This is a genomic window from Kineococcus aurantiacus, assembly GCF_013409345.1.
Taxonomy (GTDB): Bacteria; Actinomycetota; Actinomycetes; order Actinomycetales; family Kineococcaceae; genus Kineococcus; species Kineococcus aurantiacus.
This window is the reverse complement of the sequence record NZ_JACCBB010000001.1, coordinates 1637250-1661609: the sequence shown is the minus strand read 5'-3', so window position 1 is coordinate 1661609 and position 24360 is coordinate 1637250. Positions and strand designations below refer to the sequence as shown.

The window sequence follows — 24360 nt, the reverse complement described above, 5'->3', positions numbered from 1 at the left end:
GACCTCGTGGGTCGGCGGGGGTCGAGCGCCGGCCCGTCACGGGTGGCGCGTTCCCAGGACAGCCGACACACAGATCGAGACAGACGGAGACAGGGTGCCCACCATCCAGCAGCTGGTCCGCAAGGGCCGGGAGGACAAGGTCGTCAAGACCAAGACGCCCGCCCTCAAGGGGAGCCCGCAGCGCCGCGGCGTGTGCACGCGCGTGTACACGACCACGCCGAAGAAGCCGAACTCGGCACTGCGCAAGGTCGCCCGCGTGAAGCTCACCAGCGGCATCGAAGTCACCGCGTACATCCCGGGCGTGGGCCACAACCTGCAGGAGCACTCGATGGTCCTGGTGCGCGGTGGCCGCGTGAAGGACCTGCCCGGTGTCCGCTACAAGATCGTCCGCGGGTCGCTCGACACGCAGGGCGTGAAGAACCGCAAGCAGGCGCGCAGCCGCTACGGCGCGAAGAAGGAGAAGAGCTAACATGCCGCGCAAGGGCCCCGCACCCAAGCGTCCCCTCGTGGTGGACCCCGTCTACCAGTCCCCGCTGGTGACGCAGCTCGTCAACAAGATCCTCCTCGACGGCAAGAAGTCCGTCGCCGAGTCGATCGTCTACGGCGCCCTCGAGGGTGCCCGCGACAAGACCGGTGGCGACCCCGTCGTCGTGCTCAAGCGCGCGCTCGACAACGTCAAGCCGGCGATCGAGGTCAAGTCCCGCCGCGTCGGCGGGTCCACCTACCAGGTGCCGATCGAGGTCCGCCCGAGCCGCTCCACGACGCTGGCCCTGCGCTGGCTCGTCGGCTACGCCCGGCAGCGCCGTGAGAAGACCATGACCGAGCGTCTCCTCAACGAGATCCTCGACGCGTCGAACGGTCTCGGTGCCGCGGTCAAGCGCCGCGAGGACACCCACAAGATGGCCGAGTCGAACCGGGCCTTCGCGCACTACCGCTGGTGACCCCGGCGGTGAGCAGCGCTCGCCGTTTCACCCCCTCGATCCCAGGGAAGAGGCAGTAAACCGTGGCACAGGACGTGCTGACGGACCTGACCAAGGTCCGCAACATCGGCATCATGGCGCACATCGACGCCGGCAAGACCACGACGACGGAGCGGATCCTCTTCTACACGGGGATCAACTACAAGATCGGCGAGGTCCACGACGGCGCGGCCACGATGGACTGGATGGAGCAGGAGCAGGAGCGGGGCATCACCATCACCTCCGCTGCGACCACCTGTTTCTGGGAGGGATCCCAGATCAACATCATCGACACGCCCGGCCACGTCGACTTCACGGTCGAGGTCGAGCGGTCGCTGCGCGTCCTCGACGGTGCCGTCGCCGTCTTCGACGGCAAGGAGGGTGTCGAGCCCCAGTCCGAGACCGTGTGGCGGCAGGCGGACAAGTACGACGTCCCGCGCATCTGCTTCGTCAACAAGATGGACAAGCTGGGCGCCGACTTCTACTTCACCGTCGGCACGATCATCGACCGCCTCGGTGCGGAGCCGCTGGTCATGCAGCTCCCGATCGGTGCGGAGTCCGACTTCCTCGGCGTCGTCGACCTGGTCTACATGCGCGCCCTCACCTGGCGCGGTGACACGGCCAAGGGCGAGGCGTACGCCAAGGAGGACATCCCGGCCGACCTGGTCGAGAAGGCCGAGGAGTACCGCACCAAGCTCCTCGAGCGCGTCGCCGAGACCGACGAGGCGCTGCTCGAGAAGTACCTCGGCGGGGAGGAGATCACCCCCGAGGAGATCAAGGCTGCGGTCCGCAAGCTGACGATCGCCTCCGAGGTGTACCCGATCTTCTGCGGCTCCGCGTTCAAGAACAAGGGCGTCCAGCCCATGCTCGACGCGGTCCTCGACTACCTGCCCTCGCCGCTCGACGTGAAGCCGATGATCGGCCACAAGGTCGGCGACGAGAGCGTGGAGATCATCCGCAAGCCCGACGCCGCGGAGCCGTTCTCGGCCCTCGCGTTCAAAGTCGCGGCGCACCCGTTCTTCGGCAAGCTCACCTACGTCCGCGTCTACTCGGGCGTCGTGCAGGCCGGCTCGCAGGTCGTGAACTCGACCAAGGGCAAGAAGGAGCGCATCGGGAAGCTCTTCCAGATGCACTCCAACAAGGAGAACCCGGTCGACGAAGCTCGTGCGGGCCACATCTACGCGATGATCGGCCTCAAGGAGACGACGACGGGGGACACCCTGTCCGACCCGGCGCAGCAGGTCGTCCTCGAGTCGATGACCTTCCCCGAGCCCGTCATCTCGGTCGCGATCGAGCCGAAGACGAAGGGCGACCAGGAGAAGCTCGGCACGGCGATCCAGCGTCTCGCGGAAGAGGACCCGACCTTCCAGGTCGAGCTCGACCAGGAGACCGGTCAGACGATCATCAAGGGCATGGGCGAGCTCCACCTCGACATCCTCGTCGACCGCATGCGTCGCGAGTACAAGGTCGAGGCGAACGTCGGCAAGCCGCAGGTCGCCTACCGCGAGACCATCCGTCGCGCAGTCCTCAAGGAGGATTACGTGCACAAGAAGCAGACCGGTGGTTCGGGCCAGTACGCGAAGGTCCAGGTCTCCATCGAGCCCCTGGACACCACGGACGGCACGTTCTACGAGTTCGTGAACGCCGTCACCGGTGGCCGCGTCCCGCGCGAGTACATCCCCTCCGTGGACAACGGCATCCAGGAGGCTATGCAGGAGGGTGTCGTCGCCGGCTACCCGCTCGTCGGCATCAAGGCCTCCTTGATCGACGGTGCGGCGCACGACGTCGACTCCTCCGAGATGGCCTTCAAGATCGCCGGCAAGATGGTCCTGCGCGAGGCCGTCCGCAAGGCGCAGCCCGTGCTCCTCGAGCCGGTCATGGCCGTCGAGGTGCGCACGCCGGCCGACTACATGGGTGAAGTCATCGGCGACCTGAACGCTCGCCGCGGGCAGATCGAGTCCATGGAGGACGTCAGCGGGGCCAAGCTCGTCAAGGCCGCCGTCCCGCTGTCGGAGATGTTCGGGTACGTCGGCGACCTGCGGTCCAAGACCCAGGGCCGCGCGGTCTACTCGATGCAGTTCTCCAACTACGCGGAAGTGCCGCGCAACGTGGCGGACGAGATCGTCAAGAAGGTCCGCGGGGAGTGACCCGCTCCTGAAGACCGTGGGGGAGCGGCCCGCGAGGTGAACGCCTCGGGGGCCGCCCCTCCGCAGCACGACCCCTGGACCACCCCGTGTGGGCCAGTGACCAGCCAGGTCACCCACCCACCCGTCGACCGGGCGGGAAGAAACGACAGTCCGAGGAGGACCCCAGTGGCGAAGGCGAAGTTCGAGCGGACCAAGCCGCACGTCAACATCGGCACGATCGGTCACATCGACCACGGGAAGACGACGCTGACCGCGGCGATCACCCGCGTGCTGCACGACAAGTTCCCCGAGCTGAACAAGGCCTCGGCGTTCGACCAGATCGACAAGGCTCCCGAGGAGCGTCAGCGCGGGATCACGATCTCGATCGCGCACGTCGAGTACCAGACCGAGGCGCGTCACTACGCCCACGTCGACTGCCCCGGTCACGCGGACTACATCAAGAACATGATCACGGGTGCGGCGCAGATGGACGGCGCCATCCTCGTGGTCGCGGCCACCGACGGCCCGATGCCGCAGACCAAGGAGCACGTCATCCTGGCCCGCCAGGTCGGCGTCCCCTACATCGTCGTGGCCCTGAACAAGGCCGACATGGTCGAGGACGAGGAGCTCCTCGAGCTCGTCGAGATGGAGGTGCGTGAGCTCCTCTCGTCGTACGAGTTCCCGGGCGACGACGTCCCGGTCGTGCGCGTCTCCGCGCTGAAGGCCCTCGAGGGCGACAAGGAGTGGGGCGACAAGCTCATGGAGCTCATGGACGCGGTCGACACCGCGATCCCCGAGCCCGAGCGCGCCATCGACCAGCCGTTCCTGATGCCGATCGAGGACGTCTTCACGATCACCGGCCGCGGCACCGTCGTGACCGGCCGCATCGAGCGCGGTGTCCTGAACGTCAACCAGGAGGTCGAGATCGTCGGCATCAAGCCGACCTCCTCGAAGACCACCGTCACCAGCATCGAGATGTTCAACAAGATGCTGGACAGCGGCCAGGCCGGCGACAACGCCGCCCTGCTGCTGCGCGGTCTCAAGCGTGACGACGTCGAGCGCGGTCAGGTCGTCGTGAAGCCCTCCAGCATCACGCCGCACACCGAGTTCGAGGGCCAGGCCTACATCCTGTCCAAGGACGAGGGTGGCCGTCACACGCCCTTCTACAACAACTACCGTCCGCAGTTCTACTTCCGGACGACCGACGTCACGGGCGTCGTCTCGCTGCCCGAGGGCACCGAGATGGTCATGCCCGGTGACAACACCGAGATGAAGGTCGACCTCATCCAGCCCATCGCGATGGAAGAGGGCCTGAAGTTCGCGATCCGTGAGGGTGGCCGCACCGTCGGCGCCGGTCGGGTCACGAAGATCATCAAGTGAGCTGAACCGCTGCGGGAGCCCGGCTCCCGCAGCGGGTCGCTCGCCGTGCGGAGGGGGTGGGTCCACCAGGACCCGCCCCCTTCGTCGTGAGCAAGGCGTTCACCGTCCGTACGCCGCTGCTCGATTCGCCAAGCACCCTGTCCATCTGGCAGACTGTCGGGGTTGCTGCGCCGCTGGCCCGCGCCTGGATCACGATCCCACCCGATCCGGGGACCGGGCTGGACCACCGGAGCTGCGACCGCGAACGTCGAACGTCTCGTACGGGCGGCGGACGGTTCACCTGGACCTCCAGGGCAACCTGATCAGGACGACAGGACCACACCGGGCAACCGGGCGAGGGTGCAGAACGTGCGAGAGCGCGACACGCCCGACCTCGGGGGTCGAGGCTCCAGCCGGAGCCACGCGCCGCGCGCGAGTCAGTAGCGGTACGAAGAGAGAGAGTCAGACGACGCCATGGCGGGACAGAAGATCCGCATCAGGCTCAAGGCCTACGACCACGAGGTCATCGACAGCTCGGCGCGCAAGATCGTCGACACGGTGACCCGTACCGGCGCGTCGGTCGCAGGCCCCGTGCCGCTGCCGACCGAGAAGAACGTCTACTGCGTGATCCGCTCGCCGCACAAGTACAAGGACAGCCGCGAGCACTTCGAGATGCGGACGCACAAGCGTCTCATCGACATCATCGACCCGACCCCGAAGACCGTCGACTCGCTCATGCGTCTCGACCTCCCGGCCGGCGTCGACATCGAGATCAAGCTCTGAGGGACTGCACACGATGAGCGACAGGCAAGTGCGAGGCGTGCTCGGCACGAAGCTCGGCATGACCCAGCTGTGGAACGCGGACAACCGCGTCGTCCCGGTGACCGTGGTCAAGGTCGAGCCGAACGTCGTCACCCAGGTCCGCACCACTACCACCGACGGCTACGAAGCCGTCCAGCTGGCCACCACGGCGATCGCGCAGCGCAAGGCGAACAAGCCCGCCGCCGGTCACTTCGCGAAGGCGAACGTCGCCCCGCGCCGTCACCTGGTGGAGCTGCGCACGACGGACGCCGGCTCCTACGAGCTCGGCCAGGAAGTCACCGCCGAGGTCTTCGAGACCGGCGCGACGGTCGACGTCGTCGGCACCACCAAGGGCAAGGGCTTCGCCGGTGTCATGAAGCGTCACGGCTTCTCCGGTGTCGGCGCCTCCCACGGTGCGCACCGCAACCACCGCAAGCCCGGGTCGATCGGCGGCTGCGCCACCCCGGGTCGCGTGTTCAAGGGCATGCGGATGGCCGGGCGCATGGGTGCCGCCCGCCAGACCACCCAGAACCTGACCGTGCAGGCGATCGACGCGGAGAAGGGGCTGCTGCTCATCACGGGCGCCATCCCCGGTCCCCGCGGCGGCCTCGTGCTCGTCAAGAGCGCGTCCAAGGCGCGCGTGAAGGAGGCCTGAGTCTGATGTCGACCGAAACCCAGACCGAGGCGATCACCGTCCCGCTGCGGACCGCCGACGGCGGCACCAACGGCACCGTCGACCTGCCGGCGAAGGACTTCGCCCGCCAGGCCAACGTCGCGCTGATCCACCAGGTCGTGACCGCGCAGCTCGCCGCGGCCCGCCAGGGCACGCACGCGACCAAGACGCGCGGCGACGTCCGCGGTGGCGGCAAGAAGCCGTACAAGCAGAAGGGCACCGGTCGTGCCCGCCAGGGTTCGCTGCGCGCCCCGCAGTTCACCGGCGGTGGGACCGTGCACGGCCCCCAGCCGCGCGACTACTCCCAGCGCACCCCCAAGAAGATGATCGCCGCCGCCCTGCGCGGTGCCCTCTCCGACCGGGTGCGTCACGACCGTCTGCACGTCGTGGAGGGGCTCGCCGCCGGCGACGTCCCCTCGACCAAGACGGCGCGCACGCTCATCGCGACCCTCTCGGGCCGCAAGAACGTGCTGGTCGTCCTGACCCGCGACGACGAGGTGTCGCAGAAGTCGCTGCGCAACCTCGAGAACGTCCACGTCCTGCCGGCGGACCAGCTGAACACCTACGACGTGCTGAAGAGCGACGACGTCGTCTTCACCCGCGCGGCGCTCGACGCCTTCGTCGCGGGCCCGCCGAAGGGTCGCAGCGCGACCGCGGTGGCGGCCGAGTCCGAAGGGAACACCCTGTGAGCGCCATCGGCGGAACCCAGAAGGACCCGCGCGACATCCTGCTCGCGCCGGTCGTCTCGGAGAAGAGCTACGGGCTCATCGACGAGGGCAAGTACACCTTCCTGGTGGACCCGCGGGCCAACAAGACCGAGATCAAGATCGCGGTCGAGAAGGTCTTCGGCGTCAAGGTCTCCGCGGTGAACACCGCCAACCGTCAGGGCAAGAGCCGGCGCACCAAGTTCGGTACTGGTAAGCGCAAGGACACCAAGCGGGCCATCGTGACGTTGCGCGAGGGCACGATCGACATCTTCGGCGGCTCGGTCGCCTGAGCCCCACCAGGGCTCGCACGACTGCCGTAGACACCTTCGAACCCGAGGAATCGCTGCAATGGGAATCCGCAAGTACAAGCCGACGACGCCGGGCCGCCGTGGCTCGTCCGTCGCCGACTTCGTCGAGATCACGCGGAGCGAGCCGGAGAAGTCGCTCGTCCGCCCGCTGTCCAAGACCGGTGGGCGCAACTCGTCCGGCCGGATCACCACCCGCCACATCGGTGGTGGCCACAAGCGCGCGTACCGCGTGATCGACTTCCGTCGTCACGACAAGGACGGCGTCGCGGCCAAGGTCGCTCACATCGAGTACGACCCCAACCGCACCGCGCGCATCGCGCTGCTGCACTACCTGGACGGCGAGAAGCGCTACATCATCGCCCCCGCGAAGCTGAAGCAGGGTGACCGGATCGAGAACGGCCCCGAGGCCGACATCAAGCCGGGCAACAACCTGCCGCTGCGCAACATCCCCGTGGGTACGGTCATCCACGCCATCGAGATCAAGCCCGGTGGCGGCGCGAAGATCGCCCGCTCCGCGGGTGCGAGCGTCCAGCTCGTCGCCCGTGAGGGTCGTTTCGCCCAGCTGCGCATGCCGTCCGGCGAGATCCGCAACGTCGACGTCCGCTGCCGCGCCACCATCGGCGAGGTCGGCAACGCCGAGCAGTCCAACATCAACTGGGGCAAGGCCGGCCGCATGCGCTGGAAGGGCAAGCGCCCGACCGTCCGCGGTGTCGCCATGAACCCGATCGACCACCCGCACGGTGGTGGTGAGGGCAAGACCTCCGGTGGTCGTCACCCGGTCAGCCCCTGGGGTCAGCCTGAGGGCCGCACGCGGCGTCCGGGCAAGGAGAGCGACAAGCTCATCGTCCGTCGCCGCCGCACCGGCAAGAAGCGCTGATAGGGAGCTAAGGCCATGCCTCGCAGCTTGAAGAAGGGCCCGTTCGTCGACGACCACCTGCAGAAGAAGGTGGACGCCCAGAACGAGGCCGGTACGCACAACGTCATCCGGACCTGGTCCCGCCGTTCGGTCATCACCCCGGACTTCCTGGGTCACACGTTCGCGGTGCACGACGGCCGCAAGCACATCCCCGTCTTCGTCACCGAGGCGATGGTGGGGCACAAGCTCGGCGAGTTCGCTGCGACGCGGACGTTCAAGGGCCACGAGAAGGACGACCGCAAGGGTCGTCGTCGCTGAGCCACCGGCTCACGCGACACGATCTTTCGAGACCGAAACCAGGAAGCAGGACAGGGATGGAAGCCAAGGCGCAGACGCGGCACCTCCGCGTCACGCCCCAGAAGGCGCGCCGAGTCGTCGACCTCGTCCGGGGCAAGCAGGCCACTGAAGCCGTCGCCGTGCTGTCGTTCGCCCCGCAGGCGGCGGCCGAGCCCGTGCGCAAGCTCGTCGAGAGCGCCATCGCGAATGCGAAGTTCCTCGCGGACAAGCACTCCGAGGCGTTCGACCCGAACGACTACGTCGTCAAGGCGATCCACGTCGACGAGGGTCCGACCATGAAGCGCTTCCGTCCGCGGGCCCAGGGCCGCGCCGGACGCATCTTGAAGCGCACCAGCCACATCACCGTGGTCGTGGCTCCCGCCGTCGCCGGCGCCAAGAAGACGAGGAGGACCCGCTGATGGGACAGAAGGTCAACCCGTTCGGGTTCCGTCTGGGCATCACCACCGACCACCGCAGCCGGTGGTTCGCCGACTCCACCAAGACTGGTCAGCGCTACGCCGACTACGTCAAGGAGGACGTCGCGATCCGTCGCCTCATGTCCAAGGGCATGGAGCGCGCGGGCATCTCGAAGGTCGAGATCGAGCGCACCCGCGACCGCGTGCGGGTGGACATCCACACCGCGCGCCCGGGCATCGTCATCGGCCGCCGCGGTGCGGAGGCCGACCGCATCCGCACCGAGCTCGAGAAGCTCACGGGCAAGCAGGTCCAGCTGAACATCCTCGAGGTCAAGAGCCCCGAGACCGACGCGCAGCTGGTCGCCCAGGGCATCGCCGAGCAGCTCGCCAGCCGCGTCTCGTTCCGCCGCGCCATGCGCAAGGGGATGCAGACCACCATGCGCTCGGGGGCCAAGGGCATCCGCGTCGCGTGCGCCGGCCGCCTCGGCGGTGCGGAGATGTCGCGCTCGGAGTTCTACCGCGAGGGTCGCGTTCCGCTGCACACGCTGCGCGCGAACATCGACTACGGCTTCTACGAGGCCCGCACGACCTTCGGCCGCATCGGCGTGAAGGTCTGGATTTACCACGGCGACGTCACCAGCCGTGAGCTCGCCCAGTCGCAGGCCGCCGCTCCGCGCGCCCCGCGTCGTGGTGAGCGTGGCGACCGCGGCGAGAGCCGCGGCCGTCGTCGTCCGACGCAGGAGAGCGCTCCCGTGGCCGAGGCCGCGGCCGCCGGCGCGGCGCCCACGGGCACCGCCGCCGCGCAGCCGGTCACCGGCAAGGGCAGCAACGGAACGGAGGCCTGAGTCGTGCTGATCCCACGGCGAGTCAAGCACCGCAAGCAGCACCACCCCACGCGGCGTGGTGCGGCGTCCGGCGGCACCCGCGTCACCTTCGGTGAGTACGGCATCCAGGCCGTCGAGGGCGGGTACGTCACCAACCGGCAGATCGAGTCCGCTCGTATCGCCATCACGCGTCACATCCGTCGTGGCGGCAAGGTCTGGATCAACATCTACCCGGACCGCCCCCTCACGAAGAAGCCGGCCGAGACCCGCATGGGTTCCGGCAAGGGCTCGCCGGAGTGGTGGATCGCGAACATCAAGCCCGGTCGCGTGATGTTCGAACTGTCGTTCCCGACCGAGAAGGTGGCGCACGAGGCTCTGACCCGTGCGATCCACAAGCTCCCGGTCAAGTGCAAGATCGTGCGTCGCGAGGGTGGTGAATGATGGCGATCGGGACCAAGGGCCTCGGCGCCGACGAGCTCCGCGAGTTCGACGACACGAAGCTCGTCGAGGAGCTGAAGAAGGCGAAGGAAGAGCTGTTCAACCTGCGCTTCCAGTCCGCCACCGGCCAGCTGGAGAACAACTCCCGGCTGAAGGCCGTCAAGCGGGACATCGCCCGCATCTACACGACGATGCGCGAGCGCGAGCTCGGCATCACCGAGGCGCCGATCACGAAGGAGGCTGCGAAGTGAGCGAGCAGGACACCACTGCCACGACCGAGCGCGGCTACCGCAAGACGCGTCGCGGGTACGTCGTCAGCGACAAGATGCAGAAGACCGTCGTCGTCGAGGTCGAGGACCGCGTGAAGCACCCGCTCTACGCCAAGGTCATCCGCCGCACGACCAAGGTCAAGGCGCACGACGAGGTCGAGACGGCCGGTGTGGGCGACCTCGTCCTCATCGCCGAGACCCGGCCGCTGTCCGCGACCAAGCGCTGGCGCGTCGTCGAGGTCCTCGAACGCGCGAAGTGATGCGCGCGCTCTCGGGCGCGTTCGACCGAGGGTGGGCCGCAGGTGCGGCCCACCCCCAGATTCCATGTCCGTTCGGCCAGGCTCGCCCCCTCCTGGGTGGACGAGAACCGGCGCGACGAAGGAGTAGAGAGTGATCCAGCAGGAGTCGCGGCTCAAGGTCGCCGACAACACGGGTGCCAAGGAAATCCTGTGCATCCGCGTTCTCGGTGGCTCCGGCCGCCGCTACGCCGGCATCGGTGACGTGATCGTGGCCACGGTCAAGGACGCCATCCCCGGTGGGAACGTCAAGAAGGGCGACGTGGTCAAGGCCGTCGTCGTCCGCACCAAGAAGGAGCGTCGGCGCGCCGACGGTTCCTACATCCGTTTCGACGAGAACGCCGCGGTGATCCTCCGCGCGGACGGTGACCCCCGCGGTACCCGCATCTTCGGGCCCGTCGGTCGTGAACTGCGCGAGAAGAAGTTCATGCGGATCATCTCGCTGGCTCCGGAGGTGCTCTGACCATGGCGAAGTTGCGCATCAAGAAGGGTGACCTCGTGCAGGTCATCACCCGCGTGCGCGGGCGCAAGAACGAGGACGGCACCAAGACGTCCGACCTCGGCAAGCAGGGCAAGGTGCTCGAGGTCAACGCCGAGACGCAGCGCGTCCTGGTCGAGGGTGTGAACCGCATCAAGCGCCACACCAAGGCCCGTCCGGGTGTGGAGGGCGGCATCGTCGAGCGCGAGGCCCCGATCCACATCAGCAACGTGCAGCTCGTCGACCCGGAGACCAAGAAGCCGACCCGCGTCGGCATCCGCGAGGAGCAGGTCGAGCGCGACGGTCGCACCAAGACCAACCGCATCCGCGTCGCCAAGCGTTCCGGCAAGGACATCTGATGACCACCACCACTGAAGCGCGCGCCCTGCCTCGTCTGAAGCAGCGCTACCGCGAAGAGATCAAGGGTCAGCTGCACACGCAGTTCTCCTACCCGAACGTCATGCAGATCCCCGGCCTGGTCAAGGTCGTGGTGAACATGGGTGTCGGCGAGGCCGCTCGTGACTCCAAGCTGATCGACGGCGCCGTCCGCGACCTCACGGCCATCACCGGCCAGAAGCCGCAGATCACCAAGGCCCGCAAGTCCATCGCCCAGTTCAAGCTGCGTGAGGGCATGCCGATCGGCTGCCACACGACGCTGCGCGGCGACCGGATGTGGGAGTTCCTGGACCGTCTGCTGTCGCTCGCGCTCCCGCGCATCCGCGACTTCCGCGGGCTGTCGGCCAAGCAGTTCGACGGCAACGGCAACTACACCTTCGGTCTCAACGAGCAGTCCATGTTCCACGAGATCGACCAGGACAAGATCGACCGCGTCCGCGGGATGGACATCACGGTCGTGACGACGGCGAAGACCGACGACGAAGGCCGTGCGCTGCTGCGTGCTCTGGGCTTCCCGTTCAAGGAGAACTGACCGTGGCGAAGACCTCCCTGATCCACAAGGCCGCGCGCAAGCCGAAGTTCGCGGTGCGCGCCTACACCCGCTGCCAGCGCTGCGGTCGCCCGCACGCCGTGTACCGCAAGTTCGGCCTGTGCCGCATCTGCGTGCGCGAGATGGCCCACGCCGGCGAGCTGCCCGGCGTGACCAAGAGCAGCTGGTGACCTCCCACTCCTGCACGACCCAGATCACTCAGACGCCGAAGGTCCGCGATGCTGCGCGCATCGCGGAAACCCCGGCGAGGAAGGGCGGACGAGCCCGATGACGATGACCGACCCCATCGCGGACATGCTGACGCGTCTGCGGAACGCCAACTCGGCGTACCACGACACCGTATCCATGCCGTACAGCAAGCTGAAGTCCCACATCGCCGAGATCCTCCAGGAGCAGGGCTACATCGCCTCCTGGACGGTCGAGGACGCCGAGGTGGGCAAGAAGCTGACGCTGAACCTGAAGTTCGGCCCCAACCGCGAGCGTGCGATCGCCGGCCTGCGCCGCGTGAGCAAGCCCGGTCTGCGGGTCTACGCGAAGTCGACGAACCTGCCCCGCGTGCTGGGCGGCCTGGGCGTGGCGATCCTGTCCACCTCCTCGGGTCTCCTGACCGACAAGCAGGCCAACAAGAGAGGCGTGGGTGGGGAAGTCCTCGCCTACGTCTGGTGAGGGAGGAGAACTCATGTCGCGCATCGGTCGACTCCCGATCTCCGTCCCCGCGGGCGTGGACGTGACCATCGACGGCTCCGCCGTCACGGTCAAGGGCCCCAAGGGCGAGCTGAACCACCACATCGCTTCGCCCATCGCGGTGGAGCGCACCGAGGACGGCACCCTCCAGGTGACCCGTCCCGACGACGAGCGCACCTCGCGCTCGCTGCACGGCCTGACCCGCACGCTGATCTCGAACATGGTCGAGGGCGTCACCAAGGGCTACGAGAAGAAGCTCGAGATCGTCGGCACGGGGTACCGCGTCACGGCCAAGGGCTCCGACCTCGAGTTCGCCCTCGGCTTCAGCCACCCGGTCGTCATCAAGGCGCCCGCGGGCATCACGTTCGCGGTGGAGAGCAACACCAAGTTCTCCGTGGCGGGCATCGACAAGCAGCAGGTCGGCGAGGTCGCCGCGAACATCCGCAAGCTCCGCAAGCCCGACCCGTACAAGGGCAAGGGCGTGCGCTACGCCGGCGAGCAGATCCGCCGCAAGGTCGGAAAGGCTGGTAAGTGACGATGGGACTCTCCACCCAGAAGACCCAGAAGGGCACTGCGCCCGCGCGCAAGCGCCGTCACACCCGCGTGCGCAAGAAGGTCGTCGGCACCGCCGTCCGTCCTCGTCTCGTGGTCACGCGGTCCACGCGTCACGTCTTCGTCCAGGTCATCGACGACGCCGCGGGTCACACCCTCGCGTCGGCCTCGACCATGGAAGCTGACCTGCGCGCCAGCAGCGACGACAAGTCGGCCAAGGCGAAGGCGGTCGGCGTCCTCGTCGGCGAGCGCGCCAAGGCGGCCGGCATCGAGGCCGTGGTCTTCGACCGCGGTGGCAACCGGTACGCCGGGCGCGTCGCGGCGATCGCCGACGGCGCCCGTGAGGCGGGCCTGGCCCTGTGATGACCCGTGAAGTCGATGAGATGAGGAACGTCTGATGCCTGGACCCCAGCGCCGAGGCGCCGGTGCGGCCGGCGGCGGCGACAACCGCAACGACAACCGCGGCGACAACCGCGGCGGCGGGCGTGGCGGTCGCGACGGCGGCCGTGACAACCGTGGACGGGGCGACGCGGGCGACCGCGGCAACTTCGTCGAGCGCGTCGTGACCATCAACCGCGTCGCCAAGGTCGTCAAGGGCGGTCGTCGCTTCAGCTTCACGGCCCTCGTGGTCGTGGGCGACGGCGACGGCACCGTCGGTGTCGGCTACGGCAAGGCCAAGGAAGTGCCCGCGGCCATCGCCAAGGGTGTCGAGGAGGCGAAGAAGAACTTCTTCCGCGTCCCGCGCATCCAGGGCACCATCCCGCACCCCATCCAGGGTGAGAAGGCGGCCGGCGTGGTCATGCTGCGCCCGGCCTCCCCGGGTACCGGCGTGATCGCCGGTGGTCCGGTCCGCGCCGTGCTCGAGTGCGCCGGTGTCCACGACGTCCTGTCGAAGTCCCTCGGCAGCGACAACGCGATCAACATCGTGCACGCGACGATCGAGGCCCTGCGCGGCCTCGAGCGTCCCGAGCAGGTGGCGGCGCGCCGTGGCCTGGCCGTCGAGGACGTGGCGCCGGTGGCGCTCCTGCGCGCCCAGGCGGCGGGGGTGGCCTCCTGATGGCTCGCCTCAAGATCACGCAGACCAAGTCCGGCATCGGCGGCAAGCAGAACCAGCGCGACACGCTCCGCAGCCTCGGGCTCCACAAGATCGGGCAGTCGGTCGTCAAGGACGACAAGCCCGAGTTCCGTGGCATGGCCAACACCGTCGCGCACCTCGTGACCGTGGAGGAGGTCGACTGATGCCCAACCAGGGTGAGCACGTCCTGAAGCTGCACCACCTGCGCCCCGCCCCGGGGTCGAACACGGCGAAGACCCGTGTCGGCCGCGGTGAGGGCAGCAAGGGCAAGACGGCCGGTCGCGGCACCAAGGGCTCCAAGGCCCGCTACCAGGTGCCCGAGGCGTTCGAGGGTGGCCAGATGCCCCTCCACATGCGCCTGCCGAAGCTGCGCGGGTTCAAGAACCCGTTCCGCGTCGAGTACCAGGTCGTCAACCTCGACAAGCTCGCGACCCTCTTCCCCGAGGGCGGCACCGTCGGTGTCGACGAGCTCGTCGCCAAGGGCGCGGTCCGCAAGGGCCAGCCCGTCAAGGTGCTGGGCACCGGTGAGGTCACCGTGGCCCTGCAGGTGACGGCCGACAAGTTCTCCACCTCTGCGTCGGAGAAGATCGCGGCTGCCGGCGGGTCGACGACCGTCCGCTGACCAGCGCAACGCATCGCCCACGCGGCGGTAGCGGCGAGTGATCGCCTGCTACCGCCGCGTGTGCGTTTGCGGGGCGGTAGGGTCTACCAGGGCCGTCAACGGCTCAGCTCGTGGTTCCTTCGTTCGGCTCACCCGTCCGACCAGTCAGTGACGAACCCGTCTCCCCCCGACAGGGGAGCGCGGTGCAGGAGGTCGTAGTGCTCACCGCAATCGGTCGCGCCTTCCGGACGCCCGACCTGCGCCGCAAGCTGCTGTTCACCATCGGGATCATCGTCCTGGTGCGGCTCGGCTCCTTCGTGCCGGCGCCGGGCGTGTCCTACTCCGCGGTGCAGCAGTGCATCGACGTGGCCAAGCAGGGCAACGACCTGCTGGGCCTGGCCAACCTCTTCTCCGGGGGCGCGCTGCTCCAGCTGAGCGTCTTCGCGCTCGGGATCATGCCGTACATCACGGCGAGCATCATCATCCAGCTGCTCACCGTCGTGATCCCCCGCTTCGAGGACCTCAAGAAGGAGGGTCAGCAGGGCACCACCAAGCTGACCCAGTACACGCGCTACCTCACGATCGGCCTGGCCGTCCTGCAGTCGACGACCTACGTGACGATCGCCCGCGAGCCCTCGCGCCTGTTCGGCACGTCCTGCACCGCGCAGGTGCTGCCCGACCAGAGCATCGTCACCATCCTGCTGATGGTCCTGACCATGACGGCCGGCACCGGCCTGATCATGTGGCTGGGGGAGCTCGTCACCGAGCGCGGCGTCGGCAACGGCATGTCCCTGCTGATCTTCGCCCAGATCGCCGCGACCTTCCCGACCTCGCTGCTGGCGATCGGCCGTGAGCGCGGCTGGGGGACCTTCGCGGGTGTGATCGCCATCGGCCTCGTGGTCGTCGCGGCCGTCGTCGCGGTCGAGCAGTCCCAGCGGCGGGTGCCGGTGCAGTACGCCAAGCGGATGATCGGCCGCCGCATGTACGGGGGCACCTCCACGTACATCCCGCTCAAGGTCAACATGGCCGGGGTCATCCCGGTGATCTTCGCCTCGTCGCTGCTGTACCTGCCGGCGCTGGTGGCCCAGTTCAACGACTCCAACTCCGGCTGGGTGGCCTGGATCAACGACCACCTCGTCCGCGGCGACCACCCGATCTACATGGCCGCCTACTTCCTGCTCATCCTCTTCTTCGCGTACTTCTACGTCGCGATCACGTTCAACCCGGACGAGGTCGCCGAGAACATGCGCAAGTACGGTGGCTTCATCCCCGGGGTGCGGGCCGGCCGGCCCACCGCGGAGTACCTGGACTACATCCTCACCCGCATCACCCTCCCGGGGGCCCTGTACCTGGGTCTCATCGCGCTGCTGCCGCTCATCGCGTTCGTGCTGTTCAACGCCAACACGAACTTCCCCTTCGGGGGCACGTCGATCCTCATCATCGTCGGTGTCGGGCTCGAGACGGTGAAGCAGATCGAGTCCCAGCTCCAGCAGCGAAACTACGAAGGGTTCTTGCGATGACACGTCTCGTCCTCCTCGGTCCGCCCGGTGCGGGCAAGGGCACCCAGGCCAAGCGCCTGTCGGCCCGCCTCGGGGTCCCCGCCATCTCCACCGGCGACATCTTCCGCGCCAACGTCGCGGAGGAGACCGAACTGGGCAAGACGGTCAAGGAGTACCTCGACGCCGGCAAGTACGTGCCGGACACCGTCACCAACGCCATGGTCCGCGACCGCCTGCAGCAGCCGGACGCCGTCGACGGCTTCATCCTCGACGGCTACCCCCGCACGACCGACCAGGTGCGCGAGCTCGACGAGATGCTCGGCGAGGCCGGGGCCAAGCTCGAGCACGTCCTGGAGATCACCGCCGACACCGACGAGCTGGTGCGCCGGCTGGCCGGGCGCGCGGCCGAGCAGGGCCGCTCCGACGACACCGAGCACGTCATCCGCACCCGCCAGCAGGTCTACGCCGAGCAGACGGCCCCGCTCGTGGAGGTCTACGCCGAGCGCGGCCTGCTGCGCTCGGTCGACGGCCTGGGCGAGGTCGCGGCGGTCACCGACCGCCTGCTCGCCGCGCTCGACCTCCCGCGCGACTGAGGAGCAGCTGACGTGTTCGGACGCGAACGGGTCGAGTACAAGACCCCCGAGCAGGTCCAGGCGATGCGCGCGGCCGGGCTGCTGACGCACGCGGCCCTGCAGAGCGTGCGCGCGGCCCTGCGGCCGGGCACCACCCTGGCCGAGCTCGATGCCGTCGGCGCGGAGGTCATCCGCGCCGGGGGCGGCACCTCCAACTTCCTCGGCTACCACGGCTACCCCAAGACGTTCTGCATCTCCGTCAACGAGGTCGTCGTCCACGGCATCCCGGGCGACCGGGTGCTGGAGGAGGGCGACGTCGTCTCCGTCGACGGCGGCTGCGTCGTGGACGGCTGGCACGGCGACTCGGCGTTCACCGAGATCGTGGGGGAGCCCCGCGACGCCGGGGACGTCGAGCTGGTGGAGATCACCCGCCGGGCGATGTGGGCGGGGATCGCGGCGCTGGACGCCCGCGGCCGCGTCGGCGATGTCGGGGCGGCCGTGGAGGACGCCGTGGACGGCCGGCTCGGCATCGTCGACGGCTACACCGGGCACGGCATCGGCACCGCCATGCACATGGCGCCCGAGGTGCTCAACTACCGCGTCCGCGAGAAGGGCCCGAAGGTCAAGCCGGGGCTCGTGCTGGCCATCGAGCCCATGTGCACCCGCGGGGGCGTCGAGACCGACGTGCTGGCCGACGAGTGGACCGTGGTGACCTCCGACGGCACCCGGGCCGCGCACTGGGAGCACACCGTGGCCGTCCTCGACGAGGGGCTGTGGGTCCTCACGGCCCCCGACGGGGGAGCGGCCGAGCTCGCGGCGTTCGGCGTGAAGGTCCCCGCCGAGTAGTCCCGCCGCGGTGCGAGCGCGTCTTCGCCTGCACCGCAACCCGGTCCACGGGCATGATCACTCGATTTCGCCCTGGGCGCGCCGTCGCGTAAGCTTGACCGTCGGTCCGCCATGCCTGCCGTCGGGACTTCCGGCGGCAGCGGTGGACCTCAACCGACACTTGATGAAAAGCGGAGGACATGCCGAAGAAGGACGGCGTCATCGAGATCGAAGGCACCGTGATCGAAGCCCTGCCCAACGCGATGTTCCGCGTCGAGCTGAGCAACGGCCACAAGGTGCTCGCCCACATCTCCGGGAAGATGCGGCAGCACTACATCCGCATCCTCCCCGAGGACCGGGTCGTGGTCGAACTCAGCCCCTACGACCTGTCCCGCGGGCGCATCGTCTACCGCTACAAGTGACCACCCACTGGCCGCCGGCCCGTCCCGAGCCCGGGGCGGGTACAGCACGACCGGAGACACGATGAAGGTCAAGCCGAGCGTCAAGAAGATCTGCGACAAGTGCAAGGTGATCCGCCGTCACGGGCGCGTCATGATCATCTGCGACAACCTGCGCCACAAGCAGCGCCAGGGCTGACGCAGGGGTCCACCCCGCAGCTCCACCGCACGACGCACCACCCATTCGCAGGACCCGCCAGCGCAGCTGGTGACACCCCCGGTCGGAGGCCGGGGACCCGCTCGAGACGGCGGGGCAGGTCCTGCGGCAGACCTCCGCGACAGAAGAGGGACCACCCCGCATGGCACGTCTCGTCGGCGTCGACCTCCCCCGCGAGAAGCGGCTGGAGATCGCGCTCACGTACATCTACGGCGTCGGTCGCACCCGCGCCCAGGAGACCCTGGCCGCGACGGGCGTGAGCCCGGACCTGCGCGTCCGCGACCTCTCCGAGGACGACCTGGTCGCCCTGCGCGACCACATCGAGGGCAACTACCGCGTCGAGGGCGACCTCCGGCGCGAGGTGGCCGCCGACATCCGCCGCAAGGTCGAGATCGGCACCTACCAGGGTCTGCGGCACCGCCGCGGCCTGCCCGTCCGCGGGCAGCGCACCAAGACCAACGCGCGCACGCGCAAGGGCCCGAAGCGCACCGTGGCCGGCAAGAAGAAGGCCGGTCGCAAGTAAGCAGTGCGCGGTCCGCCTGCGGGCCGCCTCGCGAACCCACCGGTTCGCCCTCGAAGCCACTCGTCGCAGTACACCAGGAGTCCGGAGAGCATGCCTCCCAAGAGCCGTCAGGCCACGGCGACGCGCAAGCCGCGTCGCAAGGAGAAGAAGAACGTCGCGCACGGTCACGCGCACATCAAGTCGACGTTCAACAACACGATCGTCTCGATCACCGACCCGACCGGCGCGGTCATCGCGTGGGCCTCGGCCGGTCAGGTCGGCTTCAAGGGGTCCCGCAAGTCGACCCCGTTCGCCGCGCAGATGGCCGCCGAGGCGGCCGCCCGTCGTGCGCAGGAGCACGGCATGCGCAAGGTCGACGTCTTCGTCAAGGGCCCGGGTTCGGGCCGCGAGACCGCGATCCGCTCGCTGCAGGCCACCGGCCTCGAGGTCGGCGCGATCCAGGACGTCACCCCCAGCCCGCACAACGGCTGCCGGCCGCCCAAGCGCCGGCGCGTCTGACGAAGGTGCCGTCCCGGGGCCCCGCGGCCCCGGGACGCACCTGATCGGACCAGTTCTCTGATCGAGTCAGACCCCGTCGGTGGACCGATGCTGACGGGCGTGCGGGGCGTCATATGGCGGACGCCCGCGGGAAGGAAACCTCCGTGCTGATCGCACAGCGCCCCACCCTCACTGAGGACGTCGTCGACGAGTACCGCTCGCGCTTCGTCATCGAACCCCTCGAGCCCGGCTTCGGGTACACGCTCGGCAACTCGCTGCGCCGGACCCTGCTGTCGTCCATCCCGGGCGCGGCCGTGACCAGCCTGCGGATCGACGGCGTGCTGCACGAGTTCACCTCCGTGCCGGGGGTGAAGGAGGACGTCACCGAGATCGTCCTCAACATCAAGAACCTCGTCGTCTCCTCCGAGCACGACGAGCCCGTCGTGATGTACCTGCGCAAGCAGGGCCCGGGCGCGGTCACCGCGGCCGACATCGCCCCGCCCGCGGGGGTCGAGGTCCACAACCCCGACCTGCACATCGCGACCCTCAACGGCAAGGGCAAGCTCGAACTGGAGCTGACGGTCGAGCGCGGCCGCGGCTACGTCTCGGCGGCCCAGAACAAGTCCGGTGAGCAGGAGATCGGCCGCATCCCGGTCGACTCGATCTACTCCCCGGTCCTGAAGGTGACGTACAAGGTCGAGGCGACCCGCGTCGAGCAGCGGACGGACTTCGACCGCCTCGTCGTGGACGTCGAGACCAAGCACGCCATCACCCCCCGCGACGCCGTCGCCTCCGCCGGCAAGACGCTGGTCGAGCTGTTCGGCCTGGCGCGTGAGCTCAACGTCGAGGCCGAGGGCATCGACATGGGCCCCTCGCCGACCGACGCCGCGCTGGCGGCCGACCTCGCGCTGGAGATCGAGGCGCTGGACCTGACGGTCCGCTCCTACAACTGCCTCAAGCGCGAGGGCATCCACTCCGTCGGCGAACTGGTCTCGCGCAGCGAGGCCGACCTGCTCGACATCCGCAACTTCGGGCAGAAGTCCATCGACGAGGTCAAGGCCAAGCTGGTCGGCATGGGCCTGCACCTCAAGGACTCCCCGCCCGGGTTCGACCCGAGCGCCGTCGTCAACGACTTCGAGGACGACGACCAGTCGTTCGCCGAGGACGAGCAGCTCTGACCACCCGCAGCTCCCGCTCCCGCTGACGCGGGGCAGGGGCACATCCGAGGAGACAACACAATGCCCACCCCCACCAAGGGTCCGCGGCTCGGCGGCGGGCCGGCCCACGAGAAGCTCATCCTCGCCAACCTGGCGACGCAGCTCTTCGAGCACCGCAGCATCACCACGACGGAGGCCAAGGCCAAGCGCCTGCGCCCCCACGCGGAGAAGCTCATCTCCTTCGCCAAGAAGGGTGACCTGGCGTCCCGCCGCCAGGTCATGAAGACCGTGCGCGACAAGTCCGTCGTGCACTTCCTCTTCACCGAGATCGCCCCCGCGATGGCCGAGCGCAACGGTGGCTACACGCGCATCGTGAAGATCGGTCCCCGCAAGGGCGACAACGCCCCCATGGCCGTGATCCAGCTCGTCATGGAGCCGGTCAGCGCCAAGCAGGGCGTCGTCCGCGAGGCCGAGCAGGTCGCCGCCGCGACCGCGCCGGCCGAGGAGACCCCGGCCGCCACCGGCGCCGAGGCGACCGAGGTCGAGCCCGGCACCGTCGCGCAGCCCGACACCCTCCCCGACGCGGACGCCCCGGCGACCGCCGACGAGGGCGTCGAGCTCGACGCCGCCGAGGCCGACCCCTCGGACGAGAAGAAGGACCAGGCCTGAGCGCCTCCCGTCCCGACGACGAGCCCGTCCTCCCCCCCGGGGAGGGCGGGCTCGTCCGCGTCCGCCTCGACCTCGGCTACGACGGCACCGGCTTCGCGGGGTGGGCCGAGCAGCCGGGGCTGCGCACCGTCCAGGGCGAGCTGACCGGCGCCCTTGCGCGCGTCCTGCGCCTGGACCCCGCGCCGCGGCTGACCGTGGCCGGGCGCACCGACGCGGGGGTGCACGCCAGCGGCCAGGTGGCCCACGTGGACGTCCCGCAGGCCGCCTGGGCGCTCGTACCCGGCCGGTCGGGTCGCAGCCCCGCACAGGCCCTCGTGCGGCGCCTGAGGGGCGTCCTGCCGTCCGACGTCCGCGTCCACGCCGCGGCCCCGGCGCCGCCGGGGTTCGACGCGCGGTTCGGCGCCCTGCGCCGCCGCTACGCCTACCGGGTCAGCGACGACCCCGCCGGGGTGCCGCCGCTGCGCCGCTTCGACGTCCTGCACCACCGCCGGCCGCTGGACGCGGCGGCCATGGACCTCGCCGCCCGCAGCCTCGTGGGCCTGCGGGAGTTCGCCGCGTTCTGCAAGCCCCGCGAGGGCGCCACCACCGTGCGGACCCTGCTGGCGTACTCGTGGGCGCGCACCCCCGACGGGCTGCTGGTCGCCGACGTCCAGGCCGACGCCTTCTGCCACTCGATGGTCCGCGCCCTCGTCGGGGCGGTCCTCGCCGTGGGCGACGGCCGCCGCGACGTGGACTGGCCGCGGCTCGTGCAGGACGCGGCCGTGCGCGACCCGGGCGTCGCCGTCGTCGGGCCGCAGGGGCTGACGCTGGAGGAGGTCGTCTACCCCGCCGACGCCGACCTGGCCGCGCGCGCCGCGCAGGCCCGCGCCGTGCGCACCCTGCCCTGACCCCACCCGTGCGGCGCAGGGGCGGTTCGGCGCCCGCGGGGGGCGTGGGGCAGGCTTTCCCACCGTGCCCACGCTCGTCGTCGTCCGTCACGCCAAGGCCGAGTCGCCGGTCGGACTGCAGGACATCGCCCGTCCCCTCGCCGACCGCGGCAAGGCCGACGCCGTCGAGGCCGGCCGCTGGCTGCGCGGCAGCGTCGGCGGCTGCGACCTGCTGCTGACCTCCCCGGCCCGCCGCACCGAGGAGACCACCGCCCGCCTGCTCGACGGCTGGGGCGCGACCCCGGTGGTCGTCGACGAGGAGCGCCTCTACGAGGCCACGCTGGGGGACCTGCTGCGCGTCGTGCGCGGTCTGGACACCGAGCGGGCCGAGGCCACGGTGGCCCTCGTCGCGCACAACCCCGGCGTCAGCGCCCTCGTGGAGTCGCTGACGGGGGAGGTCGTCCAGCTGCGCACCGCGGGGATCGCCGTCCTCGACGTCGAGGGCGGGTGGGCCGACGCGGACTCCACCAGCTGCCGCCTGCGGGTCGTGCACACCGCCCGCGCGGAAACCGGCGGCGAGGACTGACCGGGGCAGGGCAGACTGGCCCCCCGTGGCGGGAACTACGGGTGGGCACGTCGACGTCTCGGGGTTGAGCCACGAGCTCCCCGACGGGCGGCCCCTGCTGGACGACATCGCCTTCCGGGTCGCGGACGGGTCCACCACGGCCCTGGTCGGGCCCAACGGCACGGGCAAGACGACGCTGCTGCGGCTCGTCGCCGGCGACGAGCCGGTCCAGGCGGGCACGATCGCCCGCAGCGGCGGGCTGGGCGTCATGCGCCAGTTCGTCGGGTCGGTGCGCGACGGCACGACCGTGGCGGAGCTGCTGGCCTCGGTCGCCCCCGAGCCGCTGCGCCGGGCCTTCGCGGCCGTGGACGAGGCCGAGGCGGCCATGGTCGAGCAGGACACCGAGCGCAGCCAGCTCCGCTACGCCCAGGCCCTGGCCGACTTCGGCGACGCCGGCGGCTACGAGCAGGAGGTCGTCTGGGACGAGTGCACCCACGCCGCCCTGGGCGTCGCCTTCGACCGGTGCCGCAACCGGCTGGTGCGGACCCTGTCCGGCGGGGAGCAGAAGCGGCTGGTCCTGGAGGCCCTGCTGCGCGGTCCCGAGGGCGTGCTGCTGCTCGACGAGCCCGACAACTACCTCGACGTGCCCGGCAAGCGCTGGCTGGAGGAGCAGCTGCGGGCCACGCCCAAGTCGGTGCTGCTGGTCAGCCACGACCGCGAGCTGCTCGCGGCCGCCGCCGACCGCATCGTGACGCTGGAGCCGGGTGCCCTGGGCGCGGTCTCGTGGACCCACGGCGGGTCGTTCGCCGACTACGGCGCGGCGCGCACGGCCCGCGGGGAGCGGCTGGAGGAGCTGCGCCGCCGCTGGGACGAGGAGCGCGTCAAGCTGCGCACCCTGGTCGTCACCCTGCGGGAGAAGTCGAAGTTCAACGACGGGGTGGCCTCGCGGTACGCGGCCGCCCAGACCCGGCTGGCCCGGTTCGAGGAGGCCGGCCCGCCGCAGGCCCCGCCGGCCGCCCAGGACGTGCGGATGCGGCTGCGCGGGGGCCGCACGGGCAAGCGCGCCGTCGTCGTGGAGGGCCTGGAGCTGACCGGGCTCATGCAGCCGTTCGACGCCGAGCTGTGGCTGGGCGACCGGGTGGCGGTGCTGGGGGCCAACGGGTCCGGCAAGTCGCACTTCCTGCGGCTGCTGGCCGCGGGCGGCACCGACCCCGACCGCGAGCACCTGCCCGTCGACGAGCACGTCCCCGACCCCGTGCCGCACACCGGCTCGGTCCGGCTGGGGGCCCGGGTGCGGCCGGGCTGGTTCGCCCAGACCCACGAGCAGCCGGCCCTGGTGGGCCGCACCCTGCTCGACGTCCTGCACCGCGGCAACTCCCACCGCGACGGCCTGGACCGCGAGGCCGCGGGCCGGGCGCTGGACCGGTACGGCCTGGCCGGGGCGGCCGAGCAGCTGTTCGAGAACCTCTCCGGCGGTCAGCAGGCGCGGCTGCAGATCCTGCTGCTGGAGCTGTCCGGGGCCACGCTGCTGCTGCTGGACGAGCCCACCGACAACCTGGACCTGCACTCGGCCGAGGCGCTGGAGCAGGCCCTGGCGGCCTTCGAGGGGACGGTGGTGGCGGTGACGCACGACCGCTGGTTCGCCCGCGGCTTCGACCGGTTCCTGCTGTTCGGGGAGGACGGCCGCGTCGTGGAGACCCCCGAGCCGGTGTGGGAGGTCCGCCGGGTAGACCGGGTGCGCTGAGGCGCCCGGCCCACCCGGCCGACCTGCCGTTTTGACCCATCCGGCGAACGGCGGGTAACGTCATGGGTCGTTGTGCCCACGCAGTGCCTACCGACAGCGTCCCGGGATCTCCCGGCGCCGGAGGACCCGAGCGCGGGCCCAGTC

At 69.9% G+C, this 24360-nt stretch carries 37 protein-coding genes; all 37 read left to right on the top strand.

Features of this window, described 5'->3' with window-relative positions; translation table 11 throughout:
• The first annotated feature begins 94 nt into the window (after positions 1 to 94).
• The 37 genes from rpsL to BJ968_RS07830 all read left to right on the top strand — a co-directional run bounded on the left by rpsL (position 95) and on the right by BJ968_RS07830 (position 24216).
• Positions 95 to 469, top strand: coding sequence for a 30S ribosomal protein S12 (rpsL, locus tag BJ968_RS08010; RefSeq protein ID WP_012084987.1), 375 nt, complete (start codon positions 95 to 97; stop codon positions 467 to 469).
• A 1-nt stretch (position 470) separates the two neighbouring features.
• Complete coding sequence (gene rpsG, locus BJ968_RS08005; RefSeq protein ID WP_106209636.1) at positions 471 to 941, top strand: 30S ribosomal protein S7; 471 nt, start codon at positions 471 to 473, stop codon at positions 939 to 941.
• A 62-nt stretch (positions 942 to 1003) separates the two neighbouring features.
• Entirely contained in the window at positions 1004 to 3106 is a 2103-nt protein-coding gene (fusA, locus tag BJ968_RS08000; protein WP_179750744.1) for an elongation factor G, read from the top strand.
• 165 nt (positions 3107 to 3271) lie between these two features.
• Positions 3272 to 4465, top strand: coding sequence for an elongation factor Tu (gene tuf, locus BJ968_RS07995; protein WP_179750742.1), 1194 nt, complete (start codon positions 3272 to 3274; stop codon positions 4463 to 4465).
• A 453-nt stretch (positions 4466 to 4918) separates the two neighbouring features.
• The gene (rpsJ, locus tag BJ968_RS07990; RefSeq protein WP_012084982.1) at positions 4919 to 5227 is read left to right on the top strand and encodes a 30S ribosomal protein S10; all 309 of its coding nucleotides are present in this window, start codon (positions 4919 to 4921) and stop codon (positions 5225 to 5227) included.
• A gap of 13 nt (positions 5228 to 5240) precedes the next feature.
• A complete protein-coding gene (gene rplC, locus BJ968_RS07985) occupies positions 5241 to 5900 on the top strand; it encodes a 50S ribosomal protein L3 (protein ID WP_179750740.1) in 660 nt (219 codons plus the stop codon).
• A gap of 5 nt (positions 5901 to 5905) precedes the next feature.
• Positions 5906 to 6607: a 50S ribosomal protein L4 gene (gene rplD, locus BJ968_RS07980; RefSeq protein ID WP_179750738.1), complete on the top strand. Its 702-nt coding sequence runs from the start codon at positions 5906 to 5908 to the stop codon at positions 6605 to 6607.
• 5 nt (positions 6608 to 6612) lie between these two features.
• Positions 6613 to 6915, top strand: coding sequence for a 50S ribosomal protein L23 (gene rplW / locus BJ968_RS07975; protein WP_179756392.1), 303 nt, complete (start codon positions 6613 to 6615; stop codon positions 6913 to 6915).
• Between the two features lie 58 nt (positions 6916 to 6973).
• The gene (gene rplB, locus BJ968_RS07970; protein ID WP_179750736.1) at positions 6974 to 7810 is read left to right on the top strand and encodes a 50S ribosomal protein L2; all 837 of its coding nucleotides are present in this window, start codon (positions 6974 to 6976) and stop codon (positions 7808 to 7810) included.
• 15 nt (positions 7811 to 7825) lie between these two features.
• Entirely contained in the window at positions 7826 to 8107 is a 282-nt protein-coding gene (rpsS, locus tag BJ968_RS07965; protein WP_179750734.1) for a 30S ribosomal protein S19, read from the top strand.
• Positions 8108 to 8163: 56 nt separating this feature from the next.
• Positions 8164 to 8544, top strand: a complete 381-nt coding sequence (gene rplV, locus BJ968_RS07960; RefSeq protein ID WP_106209621.1) for a 50S ribosomal protein L22 — start codon at positions 8164 to 8166, stop codon at positions 8542 to 8544.
• Complete coding sequence (gene rpsC / locus BJ968_RS07955; protein ID WP_179750732.1) at positions 8544 to 9386, top strand: 30S ribosomal protein S3; 843 nt, start codon at positions 8544 to 8546, stop codon at positions 9384 to 9386. The genes rplV and rpsC overlap by 1 nt, the downstream gene beginning before the upstream one ends.
• Positions 9387 to 9389: 3 nt before the next feature.
• Positions 9390 to 9806, top strand: coding sequence for a 50S ribosomal protein L16 (rplP, locus tag BJ968_RS07950; protein WP_179750729.1), 417 nt, complete (start codon positions 9390 to 9392; stop codon positions 9804 to 9806).
• Positions 9806 to 10054, top strand: coding sequence for a 50S ribosomal protein L29 (rpmC, locus tag BJ968_RS07945; protein WP_106209615.1), 249 nt, complete (start codon positions 9806 to 9808; stop codon positions 10052 to 10054). Before rplP ends, rpmC begins: the two co-directional genes overlap by 1 nt.
• Positions 10051 to 10332, top strand: coding sequence for a 30S ribosomal protein S17 (gene rpsQ, locus BJ968_RS07940; RefSeq protein ID WP_179750726.1), 282 nt, complete (start codon positions 10051 to 10053; stop codon positions 10330 to 10332). The genes rpmC and rpsQ overlap by 4 nt, the downstream gene beginning before the upstream one ends.
• Positions 10333 to 10462: 130 nt before the next feature.
• A complete protein-coding gene (rplN, locus tag BJ968_RS07935; RefSeq protein WP_166609817.1) occupies positions 10463 to 10831 on the top strand; it encodes a 50S ribosomal protein L14 in 369 nt (122 codons plus the stop codon).
• A 2-nt stretch (positions 10832 to 10833) separates the two neighbouring features.
• The gene (gene rplX, locus BJ968_RS07930; RefSeq protein ID WP_179750724.1) at positions 10834 to 11205 is read left to right on the top strand and encodes a 50S ribosomal protein L24; all 372 of its coding nucleotides are present in this window, start codon (positions 10834 to 10836) and stop codon (positions 11203 to 11205) included.
• Complete coding sequence (gene rplE / locus BJ968_RS07925) at positions 11205 to 11774, top strand: 50S ribosomal protein L5 (protein WP_179750722.1); 570 nt, start codon at positions 11205 to 11207, stop codon at positions 11772 to 11774. Before rplX ends, rplE begins: the two co-directional genes overlap by 1 nt.
• A 2-nt stretch (positions 11775 to 11776) precedes the next feature.
• Positions 11777 to 11962, top strand: a complete 186-nt coding sequence (locus tag BJ968_RS07920) for a type Z 30S ribosomal protein S14 (protein WP_179750720.1) — start codon at positions 11777 to 11779, stop codon at positions 11960 to 11962.
• Positions 11963 to 12059: 97 nt separating this feature from the next.
• Positions 12060 to 12458, top strand: coding sequence for a 30S ribosomal protein S8 (gene rpsH / locus BJ968_RS07915; protein ID WP_179750718.1), 399 nt, complete (start codon positions 12060 to 12062; stop codon positions 12456 to 12458).
• A 13-nt stretch (positions 12459 to 12471) separates the two neighbouring features.
• Positions 12472 to 13011 carry a 50S ribosomal protein L6 gene (rplF, locus tag BJ968_RS07910; protein WP_179750716.1) on the top strand — a complete coding sequence of 180 codons (540 nt, stop codon included), beginning with the start codon at positions 12472 to 12474 and terminating at the stop codon, positions 13009 to 13011.
• A gap of 2 nt (positions 13012 to 13013) precedes the next feature.
• Positions 13014 to 13391, top strand: coding sequence for a 50S ribosomal protein L18 (gene rplR, locus BJ968_RS07905; RefSeq protein ID WP_106210138.1), 378 nt, complete (start codon positions 13014 to 13016; stop codon positions 13389 to 13391).
• 34 nt (positions 13392 to 13425) lie between these two features.
• Positions 13426 to 14085, top strand: a complete 660-nt coding sequence (gene rpsE, locus BJ968_RS07900) for a 30S ribosomal protein S5 (protein ID WP_179750714.1) — start codon at positions 13426 to 13428, stop codon at positions 14083 to 14085.
• Positions 14085 to 14267 carry a 50S ribosomal protein L30 gene (rpmD, locus tag BJ968_RS07895; RefSeq protein ID WP_106209599.1) on the top strand — a complete coding sequence of 61 codons (183 nt, stop codon included), beginning with the start codon at positions 14085 to 14087 and terminating at the stop codon, positions 14265 to 14267. Before rpsE ends, rpmD begins: the two co-directional genes overlap by 1 nt.
• Positions 14267 to 14725, top strand: a complete 459-nt coding sequence (gene rplO / locus BJ968_RS07890) for a 50S ribosomal protein L15 (RefSeq protein WP_218884933.1) — start codon at positions 14267 to 14269, stop codon at positions 14723 to 14725. Before rpmD ends, rplO begins: the two co-directional genes overlap by 1 nt.
• A gap of 197 nt (positions 14726 to 14922) precedes the next feature.
• Positions 14923 to 16224, top strand: a complete 1302-nt coding sequence (secY, locus tag BJ968_RS07885) for a preprotein translocase subunit SecY (RefSeq protein ID WP_179750712.1) — start codon at positions 14923 to 14925, stop codon at positions 16222 to 16224.
• Positions 16221 to 16796, top strand: a complete 576-nt coding sequence (locus BJ968_RS07880; protein WP_179750710.1) for an adenylate kinase — start codon at positions 16221 to 16223, stop codon at positions 16794 to 16796. Before secY ends, BJ968_RS07880 begins: the two co-directional genes overlap by 4 nt.
• A 12-nt stretch (positions 16797 to 16808) precedes the next feature.
• Positions 16809 to 17621 carry a type I methionyl aminopeptidase gene (gene map, locus BJ968_RS07875; RefSeq protein WP_179750708.1) on the top strand — a complete coding sequence of 271 codons (813 nt, stop codon included), beginning with the start codon at positions 16809 to 16811 and terminating at the stop codon, positions 17619 to 17621.
• A gap of 179 nt (positions 17622 to 17800) precedes the next feature.
• A complete protein-coding gene (infA, locus tag BJ968_RS07870; RefSeq protein ID WP_012084955.1) occupies positions 17801 to 18022 on the top strand; it encodes a translation initiation factor IF-1 in 222 nt (73 codons plus the stop codon).
• 61 nt (positions 18023 to 18083) lie between these two features.
• Positions 18084 to 18197: a 50S ribosomal protein L36 gene (rpmJ, locus tag BJ968_RS07865; RefSeq protein WP_106209588.1), complete on the top strand. Its 114-nt coding sequence runs from the start codon at positions 18084 to 18086 to the stop codon at positions 18195 to 18197.
• Between the two features lie 160 nt (positions 18198 to 18357).
• Positions 18358 to 18738: a 30S ribosomal protein S13 gene (rpsM, locus tag BJ968_RS07860; RefSeq protein ID WP_179750706.1), complete on the top strand. Its 381-nt coding sequence runs from the start codon at positions 18358 to 18360 to the stop codon at positions 18736 to 18738.
• A gap of 90 nt (positions 18739 to 18828) precedes the next feature.
• Positions 18829 to 19236 carry a 30S ribosomal protein S11 gene (gene rpsK / locus BJ968_RS07855; RefSeq protein WP_106209584.1) on the top strand — a complete coding sequence of 136 codons (408 nt, stop codon included), beginning with the start codon at positions 18829 to 18831 and terminating at the stop codon, positions 19234 to 19236.
• A 143-nt stretch (positions 19237 to 19379) separates the two neighbouring features.
• Positions 19380 to 20393 (top strand): DNA-directed RNA polymerase subunit alpha, encoded by a 1014-nt coding sequence (locus BJ968_RS07850; RefSeq protein ID WP_179750704.1) that lies wholly within the window; start codon positions 19380 to 19382, stop codon positions 20391 to 20393.
• Positions 20394 to 20453: 60 nt separating this feature from the next.
• Complete coding sequence (rplQ, locus tag BJ968_RS26455; protein WP_179750702.1) at positions 20454 to 21041, top strand: 50S ribosomal protein L17; 588 nt, start codon at positions 20454 to 20456, stop codon at positions 21039 to 21041.
• On the top strand, positions 21038 to 21928 hold the full coding sequence (locus tag BJ968_RS07840; RefSeq protein WP_179756388.1) for a tRNA pseudouridine synthase A: 891 nt from the start codon (positions 21038 to 21040) through the stop codon (positions 21926 to 21928). Before rplQ ends, BJ968_RS07840 begins: the two co-directional genes overlap by 4 nt.
• A 64-nt stretch (positions 21929 to 21992) precedes the next feature.
• Positions 21993 to 22493, top strand: coding sequence for a histidine phosphatase family protein (locus BJ968_RS07835; RefSeq protein ID WP_179750700.1), 501 nt, complete (start codon positions 21993 to 21995; stop codon positions 22491 to 22493).
• 25 nt (positions 22494 to 22518) lie between these two features.
• The gene (locus BJ968_RS07830; RefSeq protein ID WP_179750698.1) at positions 22519 to 24216 is read left to right on the top strand and encodes an ATP-binding cassette domain-containing protein; all 1698 of its coding nucleotides are present in this window, start codon (positions 22519 to 22521) and stop codon (positions 24214 to 24216) included.
• Positions 24217 to 24360: the final 144 nt, after the last annotated feature.